The 21,999-nt window shown below is 59.4% G+C and carries 20 protein-coding genes and 2 pseudogenes; 2 read left to right on the forward strand and 20 right to left on the reverse strand.

Translation table 11 applies throughout. The annotated features are described in order from the left end of the window. Window positions 1-18: 18 nt before the first annotated feature. From IC50_RS26240 to IC50_RS26285, 9 genes and pseudogenes are all read right to left on the reverse strand, one after another. Complete coding sequence (locus tag IC50_RS26240; RefSeq protein WP_018645256.1) at window positions 19-714, reverse strand: ABC transporter ATP-binding protein; 696 nt, start codon at window positions 712-714, stop codon at window positions 19-21. Continuing rightward, the gene (locus tag IC50_RS26245; RefSeq protein ID WP_018645257.1) at window positions 707-1,441 is read right to left on the reverse strand and encodes an ABC transporter ATP-binding protein; all 735 of its coding nucleotides are present in this window, start codon (window positions 1,439-1,441) and stop codon (window positions 707-709) included. Before IC50_RS26245 ends, IC50_RS26240 begins: the two co-directional genes overlap by 8 nt. Beyond that, window positions 1,428-2,435 (reverse strand): branched-chain amino acid ABC transporter permease, encoded by a 1,008-nt coding sequence (locus IC50_RS26250; RefSeq protein ID WP_035711491.1) that lies wholly within the window; start codon window positions 2,433-2,435, stop codon window positions 1,428-1,430. Before IC50_RS26250 ends, IC50_RS26245 begins: the two co-directional genes overlap by 14 nt. A 65-nt stretch (window positions 2,436-2,500) precedes the next feature. Next, on the reverse strand, window positions 2,501-3,721 hold the full coding sequence (locus IC50_RS26255) for a substrate-binding protein (RefSeq protein ID WP_035711494.1): 1,221 nt from the start codon (window positions 3,719-3,721) through the stop codon (window positions 2,501-2,503). Further along, window positions 3,718-4,581 (reverse strand): branched-chain amino acid ABC transporter permease, encoded by an 864-nt coding sequence (locus IC50_RS26260; protein ID WP_035711497.1) that lies wholly within the window; start codon window positions 4,579-4,581, stop codon window positions 3,718-3,720. Before IC50_RS26260 ends, IC50_RS26255 begins: the two co-directional genes overlap by 4 nt. An 845-nt stretch (window positions 4,582-5,426) precedes the next feature. Further along, window positions 5,427-6,284, reverse strand: a pseudogene (locus tag IC50_RS43935) (pyruvate kinase); the annotation flags it as partial. Window positions 6,285-6,429: 145 nt separating this feature from the next. Continuing rightward, on the reverse strand, window positions 6,430-8,205 hold the full coding sequence (locus tag IC50_RS26275) for an FAD-dependent oxidoreductase (RefSeq protein WP_049802025.1): 1,776 nt from the start codon (window positions 8,203-8,205) through the stop codon (window positions 6,430-6,432). Then, complete coding sequence (locus IC50_RS26280) at window positions 8,202-9,062, reverse strand: phosphoenolpyruvate hydrolase family protein (RefSeq protein WP_035711502.1); 861 nt, start codon at window positions 9,060-9,062, stop codon at window positions 8,202-8,204. The genes IC50_RS26275 and IC50_RS26280 overlap by 4 nt, the downstream gene beginning before the upstream one ends. Continuing rightward, window positions 9,055-10,224, reverse strand: a complete 1,170-nt coding sequence (locus IC50_RS26285; RefSeq protein WP_035711506.1) for a Tm-1-like ATP-binding domain-containing protein — start codon at window positions 10,222-10,224, stop codon at window positions 9,055-9,057. Before IC50_RS26285 ends, IC50_RS26280 begins: the two co-directional genes overlap by 8 nt. A gap of 799 nt (window positions 10,225-11,023) precedes the next feature. On the opposite strand from IC50_RS26285, the gene IC50_RS26295 reads away from it, so the two are divergent. Next, window positions 11,024-11,530 carry a hypothetical protein gene (locus IC50_RS26295; protein ID WP_018645264.1) on the forward strand — a complete coding sequence of 169 codons (507 nt, stop codon included), beginning with the start codon at window positions 11,024-11,026 and terminating at the stop codon, window positions 11,528-11,530. Between the two features lie 4 nt (window positions 11,531-11,534). Here IC50_RS26295 and IC50_RS26300 read toward each other — a convergent pair whose 3' ends face one another. The 8 genes from IC50_RS26300 to IC50_RS26335 form a co-directional block, all read right to left on the reverse strand. Next, a complete protein-coding gene (locus IC50_RS26300) occupies window positions 11,535-13,394 on the reverse strand; it encodes a sigma-54-dependent Fis family transcriptional regulator (RefSeq protein ID WP_028144081.1) in 1,860 nt (619 codons plus the stop codon). Continuing rightward, window positions 13,348-14,460: an ABC transporter ATP-binding protein gene (locus IC50_RS26305; RefSeq protein WP_011084700.1), complete on the reverse strand. Its 1,113-nt coding sequence runs from the start codon at window positions 14,458-14,460 to the stop codon at window positions 13,348-13,350. Before IC50_RS26305 ends, IC50_RS26300 begins: the two co-directional genes overlap by 47 nt. Then, the gene (locus IC50_RS26310) at window positions 14,460-15,287 is read right to left on the reverse strand and encodes an HAD-IIA family hydrolase (RefSeq protein WP_011084699.1); all 828 of its coding nucleotides are present in this window, start codon (window positions 15,285-15,287) and stop codon (window positions 14,460-14,462) included. Before IC50_RS26310 ends, IC50_RS26305 begins: the two co-directional genes overlap by 1 nt. Further along, window positions 15,280-16,050, reverse strand: coding sequence for an SDR family NAD(P)-dependent oxidoreductase (locus IC50_RS26315; RefSeq protein ID WP_011084698.1), 771 nt, complete (start codon window positions 16,048-16,050; stop codon window positions 15,280-15,282). The genes IC50_RS26310 and IC50_RS26315 overlap by 8 nt, the downstream gene beginning before the upstream one ends. Then, on the reverse strand, window positions 16,047-16,970 hold the full coding sequence (locus IC50_RS26320) for a ribokinase (protein ID WP_020607991.1): 924 nt from the start codon (window positions 16,968-16,970) through the stop codon (window positions 16,047-16,049). The genes IC50_RS26315 and IC50_RS26320 overlap by 4 nt, the downstream gene beginning before the upstream one ends. A 14-nt stretch (window positions 16,971-16,984) precedes the next feature. Further along, window positions 16,985-17,845, reverse strand: a complete 861-nt coding sequence (locus IC50_RS26325; RefSeq protein ID WP_011084696.1) for a carbohydrate ABC transporter permease — start codon at window positions 17,843-17,845, stop codon at window positions 16,985-16,987. A gap of 12 nt (window positions 17,846-17,857) precedes the next feature. Then, the gene (locus IC50_RS26330; protein ID WP_011084695.1) at window positions 17,858-18,820 is read right to left on the reverse strand and encodes a carbohydrate ABC transporter permease; all 963 of its coding nucleotides are present in this window, start codon (window positions 18,818-18,820) and stop codon (window positions 17,858-17,860) included. A 69-nt stretch (window positions 18,821-18,889) separates the two neighbouring features. After that, the gene (locus IC50_RS26335; RefSeq protein WP_011084694.1) at window positions 18,890-20,275 is read right to left on the reverse strand and encodes an ABC transporter substrate-binding protein; all 1,386 of its coding nucleotides are present in this window, start codon (window positions 20,273-20,275) and stop codon (window positions 18,890-18,892) included. 358 nt (window positions 20,276-20,633) lie between these two features. Here IC50_RS26335 and IC50_RS42070 point away from each other — a divergent pair, with 358 nt between their 5' ends. Beyond that, window positions 20,634-20,852, forward strand: coding sequence for a hypothetical protein (locus IC50_RS42070; RefSeq protein WP_161966258.1), 219 nt, complete (start codon window positions 20,634-20,636; stop codon window positions 20,850-20,852). A gap of 44 nt (window positions 20,853-20,896) precedes the next feature. Here the strand turns inward: IC50_RS42070 and IC50_RS42075 are convergent. The 3 genes and pseudogenes from IC50_RS42075 to IC50_RS43315 all read right to left on the reverse strand — a co-directional run. Beyond that, window positions 20,897-21,152, reverse strand: a pseudogene (locus IC50_RS42075) (IS5/IS1182 family transposase); the annotation flags it as partial. 79 nt (window positions 21,153-21,231) lie between these two features. Further along, entirely contained in the window at window positions 21,232-21,594 is a 363-nt protein-coding gene (locus tag IC50_RS43310; protein WP_026312353.1) for a Wadjet anti-phage system protein JetD domain-containing protein, read from the reverse strand. Continuing rightward, a complete protein-coding gene (locus IC50_RS43315; protein ID WP_085973967.1) occupies window positions 21,591-21,935 on the reverse strand; it encodes a hypothetical protein in 345 nt (114 codons plus the stop codon). Before IC50_RS43315 ends, IC50_RS43310 begins: the two co-directional genes overlap by 4 nt. Window positions 21,936-21,999: the final 64 nt, after the last annotated feature.

A 21,999-nucleotide genomic window follows, 5' to 3' on the forward strand; every position in this document is an offset into this window, starting at 1 on the left:
ATGGCAGCCGGGACGCCTCTACGGCGCCAGATACGTCAAGAGCCGCGGGTCGTCGCGCAGCTGTTGCGACGGGCCCGACAGCGCGACACGGCCGCGATCGACCACATAGGCCTGCTCCGCGACGCGCATTGCGAGATCGAGATGTTGCTCGACGATGATGATCGCGATCTCTCTGGCTAGTTCGATCAAGCGCTCGGTGATCTCCTCGATGACGCCGATCCAGACACCCTCGGTCGGCTCATCCAGCAGGAGGAGTTTGGGGTTTCCGAGCATCGCGCGGGCGATTGCGAGCATCTTGCGCTCGCCACCGGACAACGTTCCGGCCGGCTGATCCAGACGCTGGCCGAGTTTTGGAAACATCATCATGACCCGGTCCACTGCCGATCTATCGCGGTGCAAAAGCGATCCGACGGCGAGATTGTCGCGCACCGACAGGCGCCCGAACACTGAATGCTCTTGCGGCACATATCCAATGCCGGCCCGCACCCGCTCTTCGGTTCGGCGGCGATCGATATCTTGGCCGTTGAATTGCACGCCGCCCCTCCATGCCGGCAGTTCGCCCACGATCGCCTTCATGAGCGTGCTCTTTCCGGCGCCGTTACGGCCGAGGACGGCCACACCGCCCCGCGGTGGGACGGTCATATTGACACCGAACAGCACCTGGCTGCGTCCGTAGCCGGCGTCGAGATGCTTGAGATTGAGGAATTCAGGCACGGCGCAAATAGATCTCCTGGACGCTTCTGTTGGCCTGGATCTCGGCAACCGTCCCCGACGCCAGAACCTTGCCCTGATCGAGCACGGTTAGCCGGTCGCAGATGTCTCGGATGAAATCCAGGTCGTGCTCCACGATGACAAGCGAGCAATGCTGCTTGATCGGCTGCAGCAACTCGCCCGTGACGCGGCGCTCCTCAAGGCTCATGCCACCGGTCGGCTCGTCCAAGAGCAGAAGGCGCGGCCGGCATGCGAGCGCCATCGCGATCTCCAGCCATTGCTGCTGACCGTGAGAAAGGGTCGCCGCAGCATCAAACGCGCGATCGGCGAGCCGGAACTGGAGGAGCAACGTCATGACCTCCTCGTGCAGTCGTCCCCGACTGCGCGAGAACGCCAGATCCAGCAGTGAGGACCGGGCCTGCAGCGCGAGCAGGATGTTGTCGTATAGCGTGAGGGTCGGTAGCACGGCGGTGATCTGGAATTTCAGGCTCATGCCCGCTCGCGCACGCTCTGGCGGCGTCAACGAGGTGACGTCAGTATTGATGAATGTCACCTTGCCTCGCGTCGGCACTAGCGCACCTGCAAGACACTTCATCAGCGTGCTCTTGCCCGAGCCGTTCGGCCCGATCAGGCCATGAAACTCTCTCTCGCCGACGCTGAGCGCCGCTCCGTCCAGCGCGGTGAGTTTGCCAAAGACCTTGGAGATGCCGGCGGCTTCAAGGAGCGGCATTGCGCTTCTCCTTCAGGCTCGGGCCGAAATGACCTACACGTTCCCGCTCGCCCAGCACGAGGCTGATCAAGCCGAGGGGGCGGAACAGAATGACGAGCAACAGCAAAACGCCGAGAATGATCGGCCAGATATCGCGATAATTGTCGGAGAGCCAGAAGCTGAGGCCCTCAACAATCGCGGTGCCGATGACCGCACCGATCAATGTCCCGGAGCCGAACAAGACGTAGAGCACGACCTGGGTAGACATGACCACGCCCAGCATGTTCGTCCAGACGAAGCCCTCGTGAAACGCATAGAGGCTGCCGGAAGCACCTGCGATCGCGCCGCTGATTGCGAATATGATGGCCTTCAAATGCTGCACATTGTAGCCGAAGAAGGCGATGCGCTGTTCATTCTCTCGCAATCCCGCCAGTGCCAGACCGAACTGCGACCGCAGCAAAAAGCGCGACAGAAGGTAGATCAGAACCAGAATGGCGAGAACCAGATAGTAAAATCCTGGTCCCTCGCTCAATTCGTGCGAGCCGATTGTCATCGGCGGGATCGAAGGGATACCGTTCTGGCCGCCAAGATAATGAGAACCCCGAGCGAGCCGATCGGCTGCATAAGCTCCGGTCATAGTACCAAGCGAAACGAAGACCACACTGGAGGGGTGACGGCCAAGCAGCAGGAAACCTGCCAGCAACAATGCCGCTACAAAACCGATCAAGGTTCCGGCCGGAAGAACGGCAAAAATCGATGCGACCCCGAAATCGCGTGAAAGCAGCGCCACACCGTAGCCGGCCGTGCCGAAGAACAACGACTGACCCAAGCTCAAGATCCCGGCATAGCCCCACACCAGGTCGAACGACAACGCGAAGAGGCACAGGATGAGCACTCGCGTTGCATAGACAGTGATGTAATCCCGCAGGACGAGCGGTGCGATCGAAGCGGCAATCAGCAATGCCAGTTCGAGAATTGGAAGCACCTTCGTTCGCCCTGCGATGGCAGATGCCATGACGGGCGAACGAGCAGCTTCAATCACGTGTGGCGGGGGCTGTGTGCCAGTGCCGGTCGATGACATCAGCACTCCTTCGGATCGACCAGGCCGGCGCTACGCGCGACAATCTCGTACTGGCCGCCCTTCGCCACTCCAATGTACATGTTCATCCTGCAGTGGCGCTTGCCGGGCGCCATTTCGGCAGGCCCGCCCGGCCCTTCCGCAATCTTCGCGTGGTCGAGGGCGGCGGCTACCGCGTCGCGGTCAATTGTGCCGGCCTCCTTCACTGCAGCCTCCCACAGCTTTAATCCTCGATAGGTGCCGGTCGCGGCGCTGCCTGCCGAGAACCGGAACTTGGCTGGAAATTGTTTGTCGTAGGCCGATTGAATCCTGGCGCTTACCGGATCCTCCGCCGCAAGCATCTTGTAGTAGTCGAGGCTGCTCGCGAGCCCTTCAATCTCTTGGGCCTGGTTCATTTCCAGGAAATTTTCGTCGTAATAGACGCACCCCAGCCGCCCGCCGTTTTTGGAGAAGCCGGCTTGATAGAGCTGTTTAAAGAACGGGCTGACGCCGGGCGGGACAATGGCGTTGAAAACCACGTCGACTTTGTTGGATATGATCCGGCTAACTGTGGAGGAAAAGTCAATCTGGTCGAGCGGGTAGTATTCTTCAAAGACGACTTCGCCACCGCTGCTCTCGATCACCTTGCGTGCATAGGCGTTGATTGTTTGCGGCCAAACATAATTGGAGCCAGGCAGGGCAAAACGCTTACCACCATTTTTGATCAACCAGGGAATGAACTGGTCACAATTCTGTGCCGGTACCGGTCCCGTGCAGAACAGATAGGGCGTGCACTCTTTACCTTCGTAACCTTCCGGATAGATATAGAGCGTCTTGCCGCGAGAGATAATGACGTCCTTGATCGCATTGCGCATCGAGCTCGAGATACCGCCAATCACCAAGTCGACCTTGTCTCGCTGGATCAGCTTTCGCACATTTCCCACGGCGACGGATTCGTCGGAGGCAGTATCCTCAATCAGGAGTTCGATCGGGCGTCCCAACAGGCCGCCGGAGTCGTTGATCTCCTTGACCAGCATGCGAGCGACATTGGCGTCAGTGTTGCCGGCAAAGCCAAGTGACCCGGTAAGATCGGTCGCAATGCCAAGCCTGATCGGGCCTTCCGCAGCATTTGCCCAATCCGGGCGAATTATCCAGCTGCCCGGACCCGCCGCGATGGCGGCGGAGGCGAAGGCGAAATTGCCGAGAAAGCGGCGGCGGCTCAGTTGACGGCTGGCGTTGATCATCGGTTGACCCCTCTTCCCGAAACAAGGCCTTGCGGCCGGAACTTGATGAAAATGATGGCAAGCACGAACACCAGAACGTCGGCGATAACCGGTGACATCAGCCAAGGCAGCCAGGCACTGAACGTGCCGATGACGCCGGCGCCAGCGACTGGGCCGGCGAAGGACCCGACCCCACCGACCATCACAGCAACGAAACCCTGGATAAGAAAGCGGATGCCGAGATCGGCGAACAATGAAAAGACCGGCACGATCAGCGCGCCGGCGAGACCCGCGAGTGCCGCACCAAATGCAAAGGTGACGCTGTAGATCATGCCCGTGGAGATGCCCGAGGCACGCGCCAGCTGTGGGTTCTCCAGCGAGGCGCGGACTCGCAGGCCGAACGAGGTGTAGGCGAGCAGAGCATGGCTCGCGGCCATGACCAGCAAAGTGATGATGACGATGACGCCGCGCCAGGCGGCGAAATGCAGACTGCCGATCGTGATAGAGCCACTGATTGGCTCCGGCACCGAGAGATACAGTCCCCCGGTCAGGCCGCGCACGGCTTCGCGAATGATCAGCCCCAGCGCATAGGTGCCAAGCATGGCGACGATTGGAGCGGCATAGAATCGGCGCACCACGAGTTTTTCCAGGACGAAACCAAGCGTGCCGACCGCGACGGGCGCGGCAAGCATGCCGAGCGGGACCGGCAAACCGACGCTGTGCATGAGATAAGTGACGTAAGCGCCGAGCAGGACGAACTCGCCTTGGGCGAAGTTGAAGATGCCCATCATGCTGGCAATGATCCCGAGACCGAGCACGACCAGCACAACAATGGCACCGAAGCTCAAAATCTCGAAGGTCGCGATAAGTAGCGTATCCATGCTGCTGCGTCACATTCCTTGGGCTTGCGAGCACAGCTTCTTCACGCCGACCGCGCGAAGGCGTGAGCTACTCGTTGGAATGCGAAGGGCTGCTGTCACAAGAGCGCTCCTGGAAGGTCATCCCGGCAATGGGAGTTGCAGGCGATGGTGGGCTTCTAGGGCGGCCCGCCTGTCGGCGCTTCATTCACGACATGCGGCTCGAGATTGCCTAGATCAACGTAGGGAGATTTGGGTAATGTTGGGTAATGTTGGCCAGGCGACCGACATTGCGGACACGTTAAAGAGGTCCTACGGCGGGTCGCCGGCCGTTCTCGCCAGCCCAATTTCGATGCAGCCAAAAGCGATAGAGAGCTATCCGCATGCCCTCACCGCAGGCTCCCGCAAACGCGCGCGTCGTTAGCGCCTACCGAACTATCGGAGGAAACCAGAAGAGCTGACGCACCATTTGCGATGGCCGCAGGCCGTGAGTTCAGCACCGAGAAGGCATCAAGTCATTGTGGCCGAGCACCTGGCTTGCCGACCAGCGGAAATGTGAATTCAATTCCCGCACCCGCAAACGTGGTCCACAGAGTCTGCAGCAGATCGTCGGATGCGGGAGGCGTGTCATTGTACTCTTCGAGCCGCCTGATGACGGCGCACGATAACCCGCTTCGCTCGGCCAACTGCTTCACCGACCAGTTCAGCATCCCCCATGCGGCTCGCAATTGCCTCCCCGTGAGCTTCGATGCGGCTCTCCGCTCCCTTGCGAGTATATCGTAATGCGCGTCGATCTACACGCCGAGCCACTCCCTTACACCGCCATAGCTGTTGCCGAGCGGTACAGCGTGCATCGATGGCAACGAGAAGGTCGCTGTCGGCGCAGTGATCATCGAGTCCGGCATCTGGGTTGCGACGATGACGGGCTTGGCAACAAGCCGGCAGGCCCTGACGAACTCCTTTTGCCGGCCCAGCACCTCCTCAGGGGGATTTCAACCCTGAGGTCGCCTCGCGCGACCATGATGGCGTCTGACAAGTGGATCATATCCCAATACGATCAAGCGCCATCGGGGTCTCGATCTTGGCAACGCCACCGGCGGCCTCACCGATCAAAGCTCGTGCCTCGACCAGGTCAGATGGTTTCTGAACAAAGGACAGCAACCCAGTCGACGCCAAGCTCGAGGCCGAACGCAAGATCGGCTCGATCCTTCTTGGTTAGAGGCGAGATCTTGAGCAGCGCGCCTGGCAGGCTGGCGCCCTTGTGATCACGGATGACGCCGCCGATCACAACGCACGCCATTCTCCGTTCAGAACCGAGCTTTTCGACGACTAGCTAGACGAACGCCCATCGTCAATGAGCAGGGCCTGACCGGGATAAGCGGCTGCGAATATTTCTGGATGAGGCCGCGGGATTGACTGCTTCCCGCCTGTCTCTTAGCGCGAAGCAGACCGTCTCCCCGGCATCCAGCGCGAGCTTGCCTTCATCGAGCCGGCCAATGCGGATCTTCGGGCCTTGCGGATCCTGCAGCACGCCGATCGGCCGATTGAATTCCAGCTCCAGCGCACGGATCGAGACGAGCACACGGGCGTGATCGTCATGGGTCCCCGCGGCTGAAGTTCAGCGTGAAAGTATCAGCCCCCGAAAGATAGAGCGCACAAAGCTTTTCAGGTGATGCGGTTGCCGACCCAACGGTTGCGACAATCTTGGCATGGCGTGAGCGGCGCATCGTGCCCCTCTAGTTCAGAAGATAAGTTCAGCATCAAACGAGATAGGGCCGCTCACAAGGTATTCAAAGCGAGCTGGCCGACGTTGCGCACTTTCGCTCTCTCCACCGTCCGTCGTTGCTGGACCAAGAGGTGAAAACACTGCACTTATGCACCGGATGCCGCCGCCGTCTGTCCCTGATGGGTGGATTGTACGATGCTGTTCACCGCGCGGTAGGCGAACACGATGGCTGGTCCGATCGTAATGCCGGCCCCAGGGTAGATCCCACGCATCGGTGAAGTCATGTCGTTGCCGCAGGCATAAAGACCTGCGATCGGCACGCCGTTTCCATTTAGGACCCTTCCGCCAGGATCCGTTGACAGGCCGGTCGCAGTTCCAAGGGTCGCCGGGACAATCGGGAGCGCAATGAATGGCCCGTTCTTGATAGCTCCAAGGTTCGGGTTTTTCTTTCCAACCGCGGGATCTCCCAGGGTTCGGTTGAAAGCCGATTCACCGCGTTTGAAAAGCGGATCGCGCCCTTCAGCTGCGTGGGCATTATGTTCTTCAACGGTCTTTTGGAGCTCTTGCGGGTCGAGGCCCAATTCCGCCGCAAGCTCCGCAATCGTCCGGCCAATCTCGATGTAACCCAAGCGGGCATACTTCTTGATACTCAAAGTCCAGGGCCAGGGGAGCAGGTGTCCCATGCCTCTGAGGCGGACGAATTCCTTGTCGCAGATGAAATAGAACCGCTTGTCCGCCGGATAGCCGCTATTGAACATGGCAAGACAGATGTCATGGTACGAATTGGATTCATTGACGAAGCGCTTAGCATTTGGCCCCACCGCGATGACACCTGGACGGCCACGATCGAGCCAGCCGTACGGGACCACTTGCGAGGAGCGGCCGTTCCTGAGGATCGACACGGGCGTCCAGAATCCACTCGATGCAACGTCATTATCGATCGCAGCTCCGAGCCTGCCTGCGAGCGCAATGCCGTCTCCTGTGACATCGCTGTGGGCCAGCGTATCATTGTGCTGGTGGGCTCGGCTGAGCTGGGCTCGCAATTTACCGTTCCGCGCAAAGCCACCGGTTGCCAGGATTACTCCGTGCGAGGCTCGGACGCGGAGATCCGTGCGATCCCGCTTGAGGAGTGCGCCAGTAACTCTCCCTCCCTCCCTCATCAGATCAACCGCTGGGCAGCTTGGCCAGATTTCAGTGTCGTATCTGCGAAGGCTTGCCAATAACCGCGCGATCAGAGCATTGCCGCCACTGAGTTCAGTGCCCCTCCTGTAGCGCAGCCGGTCGCCTGCGTAGCGGCTGACCCGGCGAAGGACGTGCTTGAGCGAGGCAGCCGACTGGAAGGGATTGAGAAAGCTTCTGACCTCGCCGGACGAAATCATCATGCCGCCGAGCACGACGCGAATCGGATCACTTATCAGGTCGAAATCCTTGCCGAGAAGCCGTCCGTCGTAAGCTGCGGGGCTCAGCGCCCGGCCCATGTCGATCCCGCCGATCTGGCTCGAATGATAATCCGGAGCGGAGGCCAGTGTGAACTTGACTTCACTCCCATTCTCCAAGCTGGCGAGCGCCGTTGGGCCGTCTTCAAGATAGGCATCCACGAAGTCGGGGCGATAGTAATCGCCAAGTTCGTGTTGCAGATAGATCTTCGCATTCGCAATCGAATCATCGATTTTCGCCGCTCGAGCCTGCATTGAGCATGGAACCCAGATCATGCCGTTCGAGAGGGCGGTCGTGCCACCGAGCCGGCCAGACTTCTCGCATACCGTCACGCGAAGTCCGGCTTTTGCCGCATAGAGCGCCGCGGACAGCCCGGCAGCGCCGCTGCCGATCACGAGCACGTCCGTCTCCCAATCGTGCGTCGGCTTGTTCGCTTTGGAGGAGGAAGCGGTACTAGGTTTCAATTTGGTGATCGGGTTGTTCATTCCTGCCTCGGTGCAGATTTCTGCATTGATTGCTGACGCTTTCGCGGGAGCGGAACGGCTTTGAATTCTTCGGCTGCAGCTTTCACCGCCCGCTCGATCGGAATCCGTTCGATGGAGGAGGCGCCAACGAAACCGACACATCCGGTAGACCGGTAGACTTCCGAGGTATCCTGGGGCTCGGCGATTGCCCCGCCATGGCAGAGAAGGATGACTTCCGGCCGAACGGCTTGAGCGGCAGCATTGATCTCGTTGATGCGCCTGATGGCCTCTTCGATCGACTGTCCCGCCTCATGACCCACAAGCCCGCCGCGCGTTGCGCCGACATGTGGGACAATGCAGTCGGCTCCCGCGGCTGCCATCGCCTTGGCATCGTGCGGGCTTGCGACATAGGCGAGGGAGAAGATGTTCTTCTTGCGGGCCGCCGCGATCAGCTCGACCTCACGCTCGAAGCCGAGCCCGACGCGGCCACGACGCTCGCGCCATTTCTCACCCATCGTTGAAATGGTCGGGTAATTGATCACGCCGGAGAATCCGGCAGCCCAGAACTTGTCCAAGAGATCATCGAGCTCGAGCCGGAGGGGATCCCAGGCCTCGACACCGCCTATAACAGGAACCGAGGAGACGACGTTGCGGATCTCCGCCGCGAGCTCGAGCGTGCGCGCATTGGAATCGCCGATCCGGCTCGTCGGCAGCCCCATCAACCGCGACAGCCCGGTGCTGTAGACCACGAGCATGTCGGCGCCGCCGAGAGCTGCGCATTTTGCGACGAGGCCGCAACTGCTCGCCGCGGCAAGCACTGCCTTTCCAGCCTCAACTTGAGCTGTGATCTTTGCGAGTATTTCGGCCCGATCAAACATCCGCAACTGATGAATCTCCTGGTGTCAATTGTTCGACGATCCACGATGCGGCCGCCTCCGCAAATTCCGGATCATTGATGTGACAATCCAGCTCGCGGGCGATGATCGATCGCGGCAGATGTCGCCTGACCGCGTCGAACCAGGCCCTATCGGCTTCAGGGTTTCGAAAGATGCCGCCGTCCCGGTCATAGTCAGAGACCCCCTTGACCGGCCACAGAACGAGGGCGGGCGCCTTTGCTTGCGAAAGGCGCTCGGCTGTGAGCCTGCCTATGCGCTCATTCTCCGAGACGGTCGTACGCATGAGCGTCGTGAAGGGGGTATGCGAATAGAATTGGCGCTCCTTGAACTCGGCAGGCACGCTCGAGGGAGGGCCAAAATTTACCATATCGACGGCCCCCGGGGCGATGAGCTGCGGAATCATGCGGCGAGATGCTGCTTTGAGCCGACCCGGACCCGCACTAGCGGTGCCGCCGACAAGCTCGTCAGCGAGCTCGGTTGTGGTCAGATCGAGCACCGCATCGAACTCGCCGGCGGACACGAGCTGCTCCATCTTGCGGCCCCCGGCGCCATTGGCCGGAAAGACAATCGCGTCGATGCCTGCCTCTGCCAGCCGCGCGACACAGCGATTTGCCGCCGGCGTCGTGACCCCAAAGGCCGTGATCGCAACCGTCTTCTTCTTCCGCCGATCCTGAGCGGGCACATAGCGCATCGCCGCAATGGCCCGCCCCGCATTGTCCAGAACGCGTTCGGTGAACGCGTTGATCCCGAAAAGATCGACCAGGGTCGGATAGAGGATGATGTCGTTGTGGAGGGCCAATTCGGCCAGGAGGGCTGGCCTCGCGCTGCTCACCAGTAGCTTCGGGAATCCATACGGCAAATCCGATACAACTTCACCGAAGACCGCGCTGCCTTTGCCGCCCGCCACGCCGACGATGGCGTCGATCGCACCTGATCGGAGGAGCTCCTTGACCTCTTCACGCGCGCTTGCAGCTATTTCCCGCAAGACCTCGGCGGGTGAAACCACGCGTGCATCGCTGCTGTTCCTCCGGTTTGATGTGCCTACATCAATCGTAAGAGTCTTGCGGCCCCACTGTTCGATGACGCGCGCGAGATAAGCGGTTTCGCGGCCCTTTGTGTCCAGGGTTGCGACGATCGCGGCCATGCCCGCAGGATCGCACCGCTGACCATCCCGGATCGACCTTTCGTCGTCCGCGTAATGGTGAGACACGATCTTCCTCCTGGACGTTTCTGGACACCTGGAGGTCTAGATCGGAGTGAAATGGCCCATAAGCCCGGATACGAGCGCGATTGGGTAAAGTTGGGTAGCTCCAAGCGGCCATAGCAGCAGCCGCTTCATCCTGAGCGCCACCGTAACGAGGGAAGCCGCCTCTCCCCTTTGCAAGGAGGCGAGCGTCAGCTGGCGGAGCTTTGTGGTTTGGGCCGCCCGCATCGTCGGCGCGCTCCGAGACAAAAAGATGCCGCTGCCGGAATCTTCCAGCAGCGGCGCGAGTCAGGGAGGAAGCAGACGAGCCGGTCTGCTAGCGGATCCGTAGGACGCAGCGATAGCTCGCCCGGAATTTTCTACCCGAGACGCTTCACGGGCCCTTTTTCAGAACGAGCCGAACTCGGGCAGCATCGGCAAATCGTATCCGGCTCACAGCAAGGCGCGGAGAGGCTACTCAAGCAAGAACGGCTATGACGGCGTTAGCGTTCATCGCATCCAGCCGAGCCCGGCTCCCCCGCCGAAGAAAGACATGACATTGCTCCCCCAAAGATCGACGAGTGGTGGTCTAGACCTCGATGGAATGGCGTGTAAGATCGGCGAAAGGTTCAAATGGGTAGGATTGGGTAGAACCGTGAGAGCCAATGTCTTTGGTCGCCTTGCCGCAAGTCTCCCCTCGCCTCGCGGTGATCAGATAACGATCTATGCGCCGTCACTGCGGACTCTTCCGCAGAATGCCATGCTCGTCATGGCTACACTTCCTGTCATCGACTGGAACGACTGCCTCGTGCGGGACTTGCACGCGAGCCCCAAGGCGCCCCCTTGCTGCTATGCGGCCGTCGTCATGATCGATCCCTTTGCCTGCTGGGAAGATCTCGGAGATCTGTTACAGGATGCAAAGATGACCGGAGTGACGAATTTTCCGCCAGCCTGCATGATTGAACGGACATCGGCAGGAGTGCCGCTCGATCGCGGTCAGGAGCTCGAGCTTCGCCGTATGGAGTGGTTTGCAAGGCGCGGGTTCAAAGTCCTGTTTATCGCGGCGGACGAGGCAAAGATGACAGCAGCGGAGCAACGGCTTGGTTCGCAGCTGGATGGGGCCGTCTATCTGCGACCCGAGGCGCTTGCGCTGCCGATTGGATCGGATATCGGGCTCGTAAGCCTTGGCTCTCATGGATCGTCGTCGGTACCGAGGTTCTCCCTGGAGCAGGCCGCCACGGCCAAGCAGCCGCTACGACGGGCATGAGGCCTTATTCGAGGATCCGCAGTTTCTTGATTTTATTGTAGAGGGTTTTGCGCGAAAGCCCGAGAGAGCGAGCAGTCTTGCCGCGGTGAAGCCGGTTTCTCTTCAAGCCCTCGATGATCCAGTCTCGCTCGGACAGCGAGGCCGCGGGCCGTGCGCCAAAAGGTGGCTCCAACAACGGCTTTAGCACCTCACCGGTGATGTGACTTGATGGCAAGGTCACGAGCTGGTTCACGACCTGCCGCAACTCGCGCAAATTGCCTGGCCAATCGTGCCCCGCGAGCGCAAGGAATGCAGAGTTTTCTATCGTGAGCGTCTGGGCGCTGGAATCTCCTTTGGCTTCGACGGTGAAGTGTTGAACGAGTTGCGGCAGATCTTCAAGCCTGTCGGGTAGCGAAGGCAATTGGACATCCAGCCCGGTAAAAAGGTCGAGAAGCCGCGCGCACAGAACCGTTTCAAGACCAGCGCCTCGGGCCACGGTCGCGGTGGCAATGATCCGGGCGTTGGAACGCATGACAGTTACCCCGTTCAGAGGGGTAAATCCGCCTGTCTCGAGGTAATCGGCAAGGCGCTCCTGTCCATCGCGCGAAAGTTGGTCGACATGCAATAGCACGACGGCACCGTCACTCGACGCCTCCAGGAGTGACAATTGGCGTCTGCCGCTCTCAAGACGCTCGGCGCCGAACAACGGGCCAAGTATATCCATCGCCGGACCGGGGCGGCAATGAAACAACGCCGTTTTGGCGTGCCTGCGGTCGCTAAACGCGTGAACCAGGGTTGCTATTCTACGCTTGCCAGAGCCGGCCTCCCCCCAGATGAGGACCGGGCGGGGGGTCGCCGCAACGCGTCTGGTGATCTCAAGGATGCGCTTCATTGCCGAGGACTGTGCGATCACGCCGTGCCTGAAACCACTCAACTGCAGCTGCCGTTCGAGCAGATCCACCTTCTCGCGCAACAGGTGGATGGTCTTGAAGCCCGACGTCACCTCGAGGACCGACATCTCCAGAGGCACGCGGTCCAGCGAAGAGCCTCCGATGAAACCTTGGATTCCGGTCTCGCGGCAGATGTCGAGGAGTTCGTCCGGCTTCGTAATGGGGCCGCCCCCAAGCAGGCAGATGGTGCTCTTGTTGACGGATTGAGCAACGCGCGCAACGGCGCTCGTACGCGCTGCAAGTTCAGACAGGCTGACCGACGGATCGGCTCCGCTTTCAACCGCGCGGTTTAGATTGAAGTTGATGCAAATGGCCTCGGCGCCCGCTTCGACCATTCGACGCGCCTCGGATTGACTGCGCGTATAGGCAATTGTCATCAGGCCGCGTTTTGCAGCTTTCACGAGGAGCTCGATTTCCCGGGAGTAACCAAGACCACACTTCTCGAGCAATGACCTGCGCTCATCGTCGATGTGTATGACCGATGGGAAGTTGGTCACGCCGCCAAATCCCCATTTGATGATCCGATCGAGCCAACGATCAACATCGAGCTCGGGGTCGAATGTACAGGTGCCGAAGAAGACCGGCAGTTTCGTGCTGGGCAGAATTTCGGTCCGTCCGAAGCTTGCCACGAATTCGTTACTATTGCGGATTGGGAGGATCGAGGCAGGCGAGGCCCCACCCATGGCACGAAAACGGCCCGCATTGAGCGCGAGCACGAAATCGGCCCCCGCCCGCTCGGCGGCTCTGGCGGTCATGCCCGACCCGATCCCCGCACCAAGGACAAACGAACGGGAATTGCGGAAGAACTGCCTGATACCGGCTCCCTTCACCTCAGCCGTCCGCCTGTCGATCCTGAGCCGCGCATCATCGCACGGCTCTACGTGAAGACTAGCTCCAACTCGCAGGTGCGTGCAACCGCCATACCGCCTTTCCATTGCCCATGAACAAGTGGCAATCGGCTGGAGCGGCGGTGAGGGTGAACTTGGAGGCGCCTTTGGGCCAACCGGATTGTGGCGCCCTGGCGACGAGAGCTTCGTTTCCGGCATTACCGTAGATGTACGTGACGCTGCCGAGATGCTCGACGAAATCGACCCCAAGTTCAATCGAGATCTCCTGCTGCCCGGGCATTGACGAGGAGAAGTCGTCCGGGCGAATTCCAACAGTGACCGGCTTGCCAACCAGCATCTGGTCCGGCTGGACCGGAACGGAGATCGTGGGCCCGGCGTCCAACCGGACATCCATGCCATGTTCATGAGCTGCTTCGACCTTGCCGCCCAGGAAGTTCATCTTGGGCGAGCCGATGAATCCTGCAACAAAGCGCGAAGCGGGATTGTGATACAGATCGTGCGGGCTGCCGACCTGTTCGATGTTGCCGTCCTTGAGCACCACGATCTTGTCAGCCAAGGTCATCGCCTCCACCTGGTCATGCGTCACGTAGATCATGGTATTTCCGAGCTGCTTGTGGAGCTTGGCGATCTGAACCCGCATCTGCACGCGCAAATCGGTGTCCAGGTTGGAGAGCGGCTCATCGAACAGGAAAACTTTTGGTTCTCGCATGATGGCGCGCCCGATTGCGACGCGCTGGCGTTGCCCTCCTGAAAGTTGTCGAGGCTTGCGCTCCAATAGATGGTCGATCTGCAATAGCGATGCTGTTTTGGCTATCTTGGCGGCGATCGCGGCTTTCCCGGCTTTGGCCATGCGCAGGGGAAAGGCCAGGTTCTCTTTCACCGTCATATGCGGATAGAGAGCGTAGCTTTGAAAGACCATGCCGAGGTTGCGATCGGCCGCATCGATGTCGTTGACGAGCTCATTGTCGATGAGGAGCCGCCCACCGCTGATGGGCTCGAGCCCGCCAATCATGCGCAGAAGCGTGGATTTGCCCGACCCGGACGGACCAACAAAGATGACAAATTCGCCGTGATCGATAGTCAGGTCGATATTACTCAGGATCTCGATTGTCCCAAAAGTCTTCTTGAGGCCCTCCAGGCGAACGTCGGCCATTATGCCCTCCTCTGTCGCGGTTGAGCCGCGCGAGCAGCACTTACCTCAATCTCGCGCAAGCTCGATACGATGAAGTCGGGAGCCATCAAGGACGGATCCTGACGCGTTGGCACGCCGGTTGTAACAAGCACCGTGGCAAGACCCGCCCTCTTTCCGGCTTGAATATCCGTAGGAACTTGATCTCCGATCATGATGGTCGACCCGCGCTTCGTACCGAGGCGTGAGAGCGCTGTCTCGATCATCGGCACTTGCGGCTTTCCAACGATCGAAGGCCGCACTTGCGTAGCAGCGGCCACAGCTGCAATGGTCGCACCAGCGCCAGGTTCGAACCCGCTGGCCGTCGGCAGCAGAAGATCGGGATTGGTTCCTATGAACACAGCTCCATTGAGGATCGACTCAACCGCAATTCGCAGCTTCTCATGCGTGATGTCCCGGTCAAGCCCCATCACGACAGCTTCGGGCGCTCGGTCCGTGACCTCCAGCCCAACATCTCGCATGGCCGTCACAAGCGAGGAAGCTCCGATGACATAGATTCGCGTTAGGTGCGGATAATTGGTTCGAACGAGTTCTGCGGCGGTGATAGCGCTTGTAACGACCTGAGACGGTGCGATCGAAAGACCAGATCCTCTCAGCCTGCCGACGACGTCCTCCGGGGTATGCGTTGAATTGTTCGTCGCAAAGCAGAATGGCACGCCTGCTTTCTGCCATCTCGTAAACGCCTCTATGGCATCCGCTATTGCGGTGCCGCCACGATAAACGACGCCATCCAGATCGGAGATAATCCCTTCTATCGGCGGCCAGTTGATCTTAGAGCTGAGGCTAACCATTCATCAGCATCCCACCATTCACATGGACAATCTGCCCGGTCATGTAGGAAGCTGCGGGGCTGGCCAGGAACACCGCAAGCCCTGCGATATCTTCCGGCAGTCCGACCCGGCCCAGCGGAATTCGGCCACTATGGCGCGCTTCGGTTTCCTCCCGCGGACGCCCGTGCAAGGGTGTATCGATAATCCCGGGAGCAATCGCGTTGACGTTGATCTTGAACGGAGCACATTCATAAGCGAGCAGCTTTGTCACATCGTGCACGATGGCTTTTGACAAGCAATAGTCGGCGCCGCCAGCCTGGTAGTTGAAAACAGCACCTTGAGATGACAACGAGGACCCGACATTGACGATGCGGCCGCCTTTGCTCTTCATGAAGCGCTCGATCGCCAGCTTCGCGCAACGAAGCACTGCGACGGAATTGATCTGGATGGTTTTTTCGATTCGATCGGCATTTCCGGTCAGAAGCGCCTGAGCCGATTTTATTCCGGCGTTGTTGATCAGGACATCGAGCCTGCCGAAGCGCTTGGCGATCTCATCAAGCACCCTGCCGACATCATCTTCTCGTGACACATCCATGCTCATCGGCAGGATGCCATTGCCGTGCGGCAAACGAGTCAGAATGACTCGCAGGTTTTCCAAATTCGCGTCGGTTGCCAGGACGTTCGCACCGCCTTGACGGAAAGCATTAGCTATGGCTGAGCCAATGCCTCCACCTGCACCGGTCACAAGCACGGTCCTGTCTGCAACTGAGAACTGTTCGGTCATTCCAACTCCAAGATCGATTGAGAATTCAGAAATTCGTCGACGGCCCAACTGCTAGGCATCGATCTTTGGGCGCCGCGTCGCGTCACACATAAGGCGGCAACCGCGAGCGCCTTTTTGATCGCTTCTCGTATCGGCAACCGATGAGCAAGAGAGGCTGCGAAAGCTCCATTAAAGGCATCCCCCGCCGCGGTCGTATCAACGACCTTCACAGGAAATGCGCGGAGCGCGAAAGTCGCGCTGGCATCGGCGTAGTAGGCTCCCTGCGCACCTAGCGTGATCAGCGCTGCCTTCGGCCCGAGATCGAGAAGCTTTCCAGCCGCATGAGCGGCGCCGTCGAAGTCATGCACCTCGACACCGGTGAGCTCGAAAGCTTCCGTCTGGTTTGGTGTGACGAAATCGACACTCCTCCACGCCGCGGGCGACAGGCCCGCCCTCACGGGGGCCGGATTGAAAATAAGATCGAATTCCTTGACGCTCTTCAATGCAAAAAGGTGATTGAGCGCGGGGACCGGCATGCCCATTTCGGCAACGACGATTGCGTCCCGCTCAATGAATTCGGCCGCCTTCTCGACCATGCTCGGAGTGACATTTGCATTGGCTCCCGGGTCTATGACAATCATGTTGGAGCCGTCGTCGCCGACGAGGACAAGAGCAGAACCGGATATCTCCCCCGGGCATACCTCAATGGCATCAAGGCGGACACCTGCCTCACGCAGCGCTTGCAGCAACGATCGGCCAGCGTCATCATCGCCAAGCCGGGTGTAGAAGCTCGGCCGAAGCCCCAATCGAGCGGCGGCGACCGCCTGATTTGCGCCCTTGCCTCCCGCATTCTGCTTTAAGCTTCCCATCAGGCTTTCACCCGGCGTTGGAAGCCGCTCGACGTTGAAGCAGAGGTCAAGATTGGTCGTTCCGAAGAACATCAATGGTCTGGGGCTCATTTCACGGCCCCGAAGGTAAGGCCACGTTCGAGATGACGCTGGCCAAGGATAATCAGGACGATCGGCACAATCATGGTCACCACCAAACCCGCAGCCATGACCGGATAGAACTGAACGCCTGGATTAAGCAGCTTGAGCAGGGCCACGGTGACCGGTGCTTTCGTCGAACTGAGGATCAGGCCGAGAGCGAAATTGTGCCAGGCAAGCAAGAAAATGAGCAATGAAGCGCCGATTAGGCCGGGCTTTAGAAGCGGAAGAACGATGTGCCAGACTACACGGAACGGCTTTGCACCATCCATGGCCGCCGCCTCCTCAATGTCCTTTGGGATGTCCTCGATATATGATCGGCTTAGCCAGATGATCATTGGCAGCGTGACGACCTGATAAACCCAGATCATGCCGAGATAAGTGTCATAAAGGCCAACTGTTTGGAACACGCTGAACAGCGGTATAACGACAAGGAGTGCCGGCGCGAAGCGGAAGCCCAGAATGAAGAACGCGATGTCCTCCTTCCTAGGGATATCACGTCTTGCCAAGACGTAACCTGCGGGTACGCCGGCGATCAGCGATACGAGCACCGCGCCAAGCGATATCACGACGCTATTGGCGACCGGCGTCAGGAAATCAACCTTGATGGTGCCGTAGCTTGTCGCCCCGGCCTGGGCGGCATCGAACAAAACGCGGAAGTTTTCAAATGTTGGAGTGAAGACAAAGCGCGGCGGCAAGGTCATGACCTCGGCCTGCTGCTTCAGCGACATCATCACGATCCAGACCAGGGGAAATGTCAGGATGAGCGTACAGACAACAACCAGTCCATTAAGGAACAAGCTTGCGGGCGTTAAGCGTTTGAAGCGCATTGCCAGCCTCCTCTAGCTTACGCGCTGCCGAACCAACCGCCACAATTTTACCATGGCCAAGGTCCCGAGAAGCACGATCAACCAGTTGACAACCATGAGCGCGGCACCACGCCCGAAGGCGAGGTTTTGAAAGGCTGTGATGTAGGCGCGAACCGAGAGCACGGAGGTACTGTCACCTGGACCGCCCTGGGTTGTTCCGAAGATGATATCGAACTGATTGAGCGACTCGATCAGCCGAAAGACTGCGGCGATCAGGATATACGGTGCAATAAGTGGAAGCTCAATATGGAGGAACGTCGCCCAACCCTTAGCGCCATTGATCCGCGCGGCTTCTCTGATCTCCTCGTTAATGCCCTGCAAACCGGCGAAGATGATGAGCGCAAAAAATGGTGTGTAAGTCCATATGTCGATGAGAACTAGCGAGAACATCGCCGTACCGGCGTCCGAAATCCAGGCGAAGCGGCCGATCCCGACGAGCGAAAGCAAATAGTTCAGAATCCCGTTTTGTGGATCCATCATTGTGGTCCACATCAGGGCGACGCTCATGGGCGGCAATACCAACGGAAGGAGAATGACAGGCCGCATCAATTGTGCAAGAAACACGCGGCTTGCGAACAATTTGGCGAGCGCAAGCCCAGAGAACGCTTCCGCGAGGACCGCGGAGCAGGCATACACCGTGGTCGCCCGCATGCTGTTCCAGAAATCTTGAGTCTTGATTGCCACTTCATAGTTGGTGACCCCAATGAAACGAACCAGGGGACGGCCAAACTTGAGATCGGTCAGCGATTGGAAGACGCCATAGAAAAACAGAAAAAGAAATCCGAGCAGTATGATGATCGCGGGAGCAATCGCAGCAAGGCTCCACCAGTCAAGAGCATGCTGCCCGGCGCTTTGCACCTGCTCTTTTTTGGGCGGTGCCAGTTGGCCTACCGATGATTGTAGCATCACGGTTGCGTCGATGCCTCGAAGGTTCATCGCTCACTTCTCGAAAGATACGCGGGGGTAGTGGAGGCGGCAATCCGGTGATGCCGCTCCCCGGTTGCCTTACATGGAGGAGCGAATCTCGGAGGCGAGGTCGGCCAATGTCGCCTTCACGTCCGCACCATTAACCATCTTCTGCATGGCAACTGCCCAGGCGTTCATGGCCTCGGCAAACCCTACGCGCGGCGTAAAGGCGAGCGCAGCCCGGTCCTGAACACTCTTGAAGGTATCCACGAAATTTGTGAATTCCGGTTTAGCCGCATAGTCGAGCCAAACCTTGTCGCTCCAGGTCGAAGCGCGCGGCGAGTTGACGAGCTTGCCGGCGATGGCACCGTTCAGCTCGACCTGCTTTGACGTCGCCCACTGAATGAAGAGCCAGGCCGCTCCCTTTTTCTGGGAAGCAGCATTCATGGCCAGGGACCAGATCCAGATGTTCGATTCGAAAGTCTTGCCGTTCGGAGCTCGCAGTGGCGGAGCGAAGGCAATCTTGCCCGAAGCGGGCTTGCCGGCAACATCGTTCCAGAACCCGAACATGTTAGAATCGATCGCCATCGCTGTCCGACCCGAATTGATGCCATCGACCACTTGGTACCAGTTGTCGTTGGCAAAGGATGGGGCAGCACACCTCTTGATCATCTCCACGTAGTCTTTGTGGAAGGCGATCGACTCGGGAGAATTGAGACCGGTTTCCAACTTGCCGTCCTTGACGACGAAGTCGTGTACACCATAGGACTTGGCGATTGAGATCGCGGCCGTGTGGATGCTGCTCCAAAAGCGCACTCCTCGCACACCCAGGGGCGTGATCGCGGGATCGGCAGATTTTAGCTTTTCGCATGCCGCCGACATTTCCGGCGGGGTTGTCGGAACCTTGATACCGTGTTTGTCAAGAATGTCCTTACGGTAGAACAATTGGATGTTTTCGAACCCGTGCGGGATGGCCCACACCTGACCCCGGCCCGGTTCGATCTGCCCGCCATTGACTTGCCAAGTCAGCGCGTCACGCAATGCGGGGAAGAAGTCCTTGTAGTCATAGCTTGCCGATGTGAGCTTAGGGTCGTTCAGATAGCGGTCGAGCGGCTCAAGCAGTTGACCGGGCGCAAGATCCCAAGCCGGTTGAATTCCTGTGCCGACGACATCCCACGAGGGCGATTTTGTGCTCAGCTGGATGGTCAGCTTATTCCAATAGGCATCGTCCGGATAAAGCTCGGGCGTCACCTTGATGCCCGTCAACTTCTCGAACTCAGGAAGCTGTGCTGCAACCGCGTCAGCATATGGATGGATGTCGTAAGCCCAAACGATCGAAGCGCCCTCGAACTGGCGCCAGTTGATATCCTCCGCTTTGGCCTGGCCGAAAGATGCGGCCGCACCGGACAAGAGAGTTGAGCAAATCAGAGCGGCTTTGACGAAATGGTAAGAATGGCCGCGCGGTGCGGCTAGCGTCCTTGGCATTGGTCCCTCCTCTGGGCTCTTCGGCCCTCAAGTTCACGTGCCTGTCGTCTTCCAGGGCCGCGAGTGTTGGTAACGCTAGCCGTGATTTTCCGCCCTTATGCACCCATTCAGATCGAAGTTGGGTATTTTTGGGTAAGTCAAGAAAACAGCGTTACAGCAGCCGTTGCAAAAGCCATGGGGAGATGATCAATGCAGGCCCATGTTCAGACCCCGCGCAGCCAGCCTACAAACGAGGGCCGAGCCGGGCCAACCGCCCGAGCTGATGCATAGTAGCTCGTTCGAATCCCTCTGTTAATCTCACCTTGCGGCACGGACGCCTCGATCTTGTTCTTGATTGTGCTGCTTTTAAGAGGGACGAGTGCTTGATGCATTGCCGCAACCTTTCTCGATCCGCAAACAATCTGGTCTCTCAACCCGCCATATTGCAGGACGAAGCTCGAGCGCGACCGCGAGCATCAGCAACAAGGCGTTGCGGATTAGGCCCAACGAAAGCCTCAGCCAGGCTGAGGGTGAGGCGGAGATTGTGGTCGACGGCGGTGAAGGCGATGTTGGCGGCGTCCCCCTCCCGGCCCTTTGAGATGGCAGCGACCGAGATGCCCGTCGCTCTTCATGTGGCCATTCACGGCTCGATGACTGAGAGGCGCCTGAGCCGATGCGCAGATAAGATTGCCGCAACTTAAGGCCGCACTCGCGGGCCAGCCGATTGGTTAATCGCCGCATATTCCAGCTTGGCATCGGTCGGGAGGTGATGGTCTTGGGCTGAACGGTGGTCTCCACCGTCGCTGCTTGAGATCGCGCGTCCGCAACGCGCCGGTCTCATGCGCCCCCTCAAGCTCTCGGCCAGCAAGAGCTCCAGCTTGTCACCGAGCCGCTTACGTCAATGGCCAAGCGTGCCCGTTACGCAAGCTGGCGCCCTCGTCAGTCCGAACGCCTACGTGGGCGTAGGAAGAATCGGATCAAGCTCCTCCTGCTCGAGGATCTTGGATCCATCTTTGGCCAAGTATGCCGCCAGTGAAGCGATGCCGGAGTTTGGTGGGCAACGAGCGGGTGCGGACTTTTTGGTCGGCGCCCGCCCCGAGATGCGGCAGGATCGGTCGTCCGACGGCGCGCTCCATCGTGTGGAATATCCAGGTGCCGTCCGGATCGATATCCGACCAGTGAAAGATCGGGGTTTGTTCGGACACCATTGCCGAGATCGTGCGCAGGGCCTGTTGGCTGGCAAGCGAGGGATACCCGCCAACATACAGCGTAGCACCCAGTCGAGCGGCGTCGGCCTCGGCGACGTGCCTGTTGAAGCTTGCCAAGTTTTCGATCGTCAAAACATACGCCGGCGGCTCCCGGAAGCGGACATGATCTGCCTCCTTAGGCGCGATCCCGAGATGAGCGGAGTGGCTCCGGAGAGATCGGCCCCAAGAAGATCGATCTTACCCGCGATCAGCAGCGGCGGGGCAAAGCGTTCCAGCCCGATCGCCCGCAGTGCCTCGCGGGGCCGCGCGCCCGGAGGAAACTCGAGGACGCCACTCAGGAGCCGAACCACGACGCCTTCAACGTGTTCCAGCGTCTTGCTGTGCCTCACCGTCCGTCGCGAGAAGGTCTTATAGTCCACGTCGAGATGCTTGTTGTCCAGGATGGCCTGGGCGAGATCGAAGGCGTGGCGCAACGTATCGACATCGGACGAAGCGACCCGCGGGCTACCGCTCCCGGTCGATCAACGACGGATCGAC

The sequence above is a fragment of the Bradyrhizobium genomosp. I (2014) genome, from assembly GCF_000261685.1.
In the GTDB taxonomy this organism is placed as follows: Bacteria; Pseudomonadota; Alphaproteobacteria; order Rhizobiales; family Xanthobacteraceae; genus Bradyrhizobium.

What these genes read in the sequence shown, in the direction of transcription:
- IC50_RS26245 (WP_018645257.1), bottom strand. Translation starts at nt 1,441, where the DNA reads ATGCCGCTCCTTGAAGCCGCCGGCATCTCCAAGGTCTTTGGCAAACTC.
- IC50_RS26250 (WP_035711491.1), bottom strand. Translation starts at nt 2,435, where the DNA reads ATGGCATCTGCCATCGCAGGGCGAACGAAGGTGCTTCCAATTCTCGAA.
- IC50_RS26255 (WP_035711494.1), bottom strand. Translation starts at nt 3,721, where the DNA reads ATGATCAACGCCAGCCGTCAACTGAGCCGCCGCCGCTTTCTCGGCAAT.
- IC50_RS26260 (WP_035711497.1), bottom strand. Translation starts at nt 4,581, where the DNA reads ATGGATACGCTACTTATCGCGACCTTCGAGATTTTGAGCTTCGGTGCC.
- IC50_RS26275 (WP_049802025.1), bottom strand. Translation starts at nt 8,205, where the DNA reads ATGAACAACCCGATCACCAAATTGAAACCTAGTACCGCTTCCTCCTCC.
- IC50_RS26280 (WP_035711502.1), bottom strand. Translation starts at nt 9,062, where the DNA reads ATGTTTGATCGGGCCGAAATACTCGCAAAGATCACAGCTCAAGTTGAG.
- IC50_RS26285 (WP_035711506.1), bottom strand. Translation starts at nt 10,224, where the DNA reads ATGGCCGCGATCGTCGCAACCCTGGACACAAAGGGCCGCGAAACCGCT.
- IC50_RS26295 (WP_018645264.1), top strand. Translation starts at nt 11,024, where the DNA reads ATGCTCGTCATGGCTACACTTCCTGTCATCGACTGGAACGACTGCCTC.
- IC50_RS26300 (WP_028144081.1), bottom strand. Translation starts at nt 13,394, where the DNA reads ATGGAAAGGCGGTATGGCGGTTGCACGCACCTGCGAGTTGGAGCTAGT.
- IC50_RS26305 (WP_011084700.1), bottom strand. Translation starts at nt 14,460, where the DNA reads ATGGCCGACGTTCGCCTGGAGGGCCTCAAGAAGACTTTTGGGACAATC.
- IC50_RS26310 (WP_011084699.1), bottom strand. Translation starts at nt 15,287, where the DNA reads ATGGTTAGCCTCAGCTCTAAGATCAACTGGCCGCCGATAGAAGGGATT.
- IC50_RS26315 (WP_011084698.1), bottom strand. Translation starts at nt 16,050, where the DNA reads ATGACCGAACAGTTCTCAGTTGCAGACAGGACCGTGCTTGTGACCGGT.
- IC50_RS26320 (WP_020607991.1), bottom strand. Translation starts at nt 16,970, where the DNA reads ATGTTCTTCGGAACGACCAATCTTGACCTCTGCTTCAACGTCGAGCGG.
- IC50_RS26325 (WP_011084696.1), bottom strand. Translation starts at nt 17,845, where the DNA reads ATGCGCTTCAAACGCTTAACGCCCGCAAGCTTGTTCCTTAATGGACTG.
- IC50_RS26330 (WP_011084695.1), bottom strand. Translation starts at nt 18,820, where the DNA reads ATGAACCTTCGAGGCATCGACGCAACCGTGATGCTACAATCATCGGTA.
- IC50_RS26335 (WP_011084694.1), bottom strand. Translation starts at nt 20,275, where the DNA reads ATGCCAAGGACGCTAGCCGCACCGCGCGGCCATTCTTACCATTTCGTC.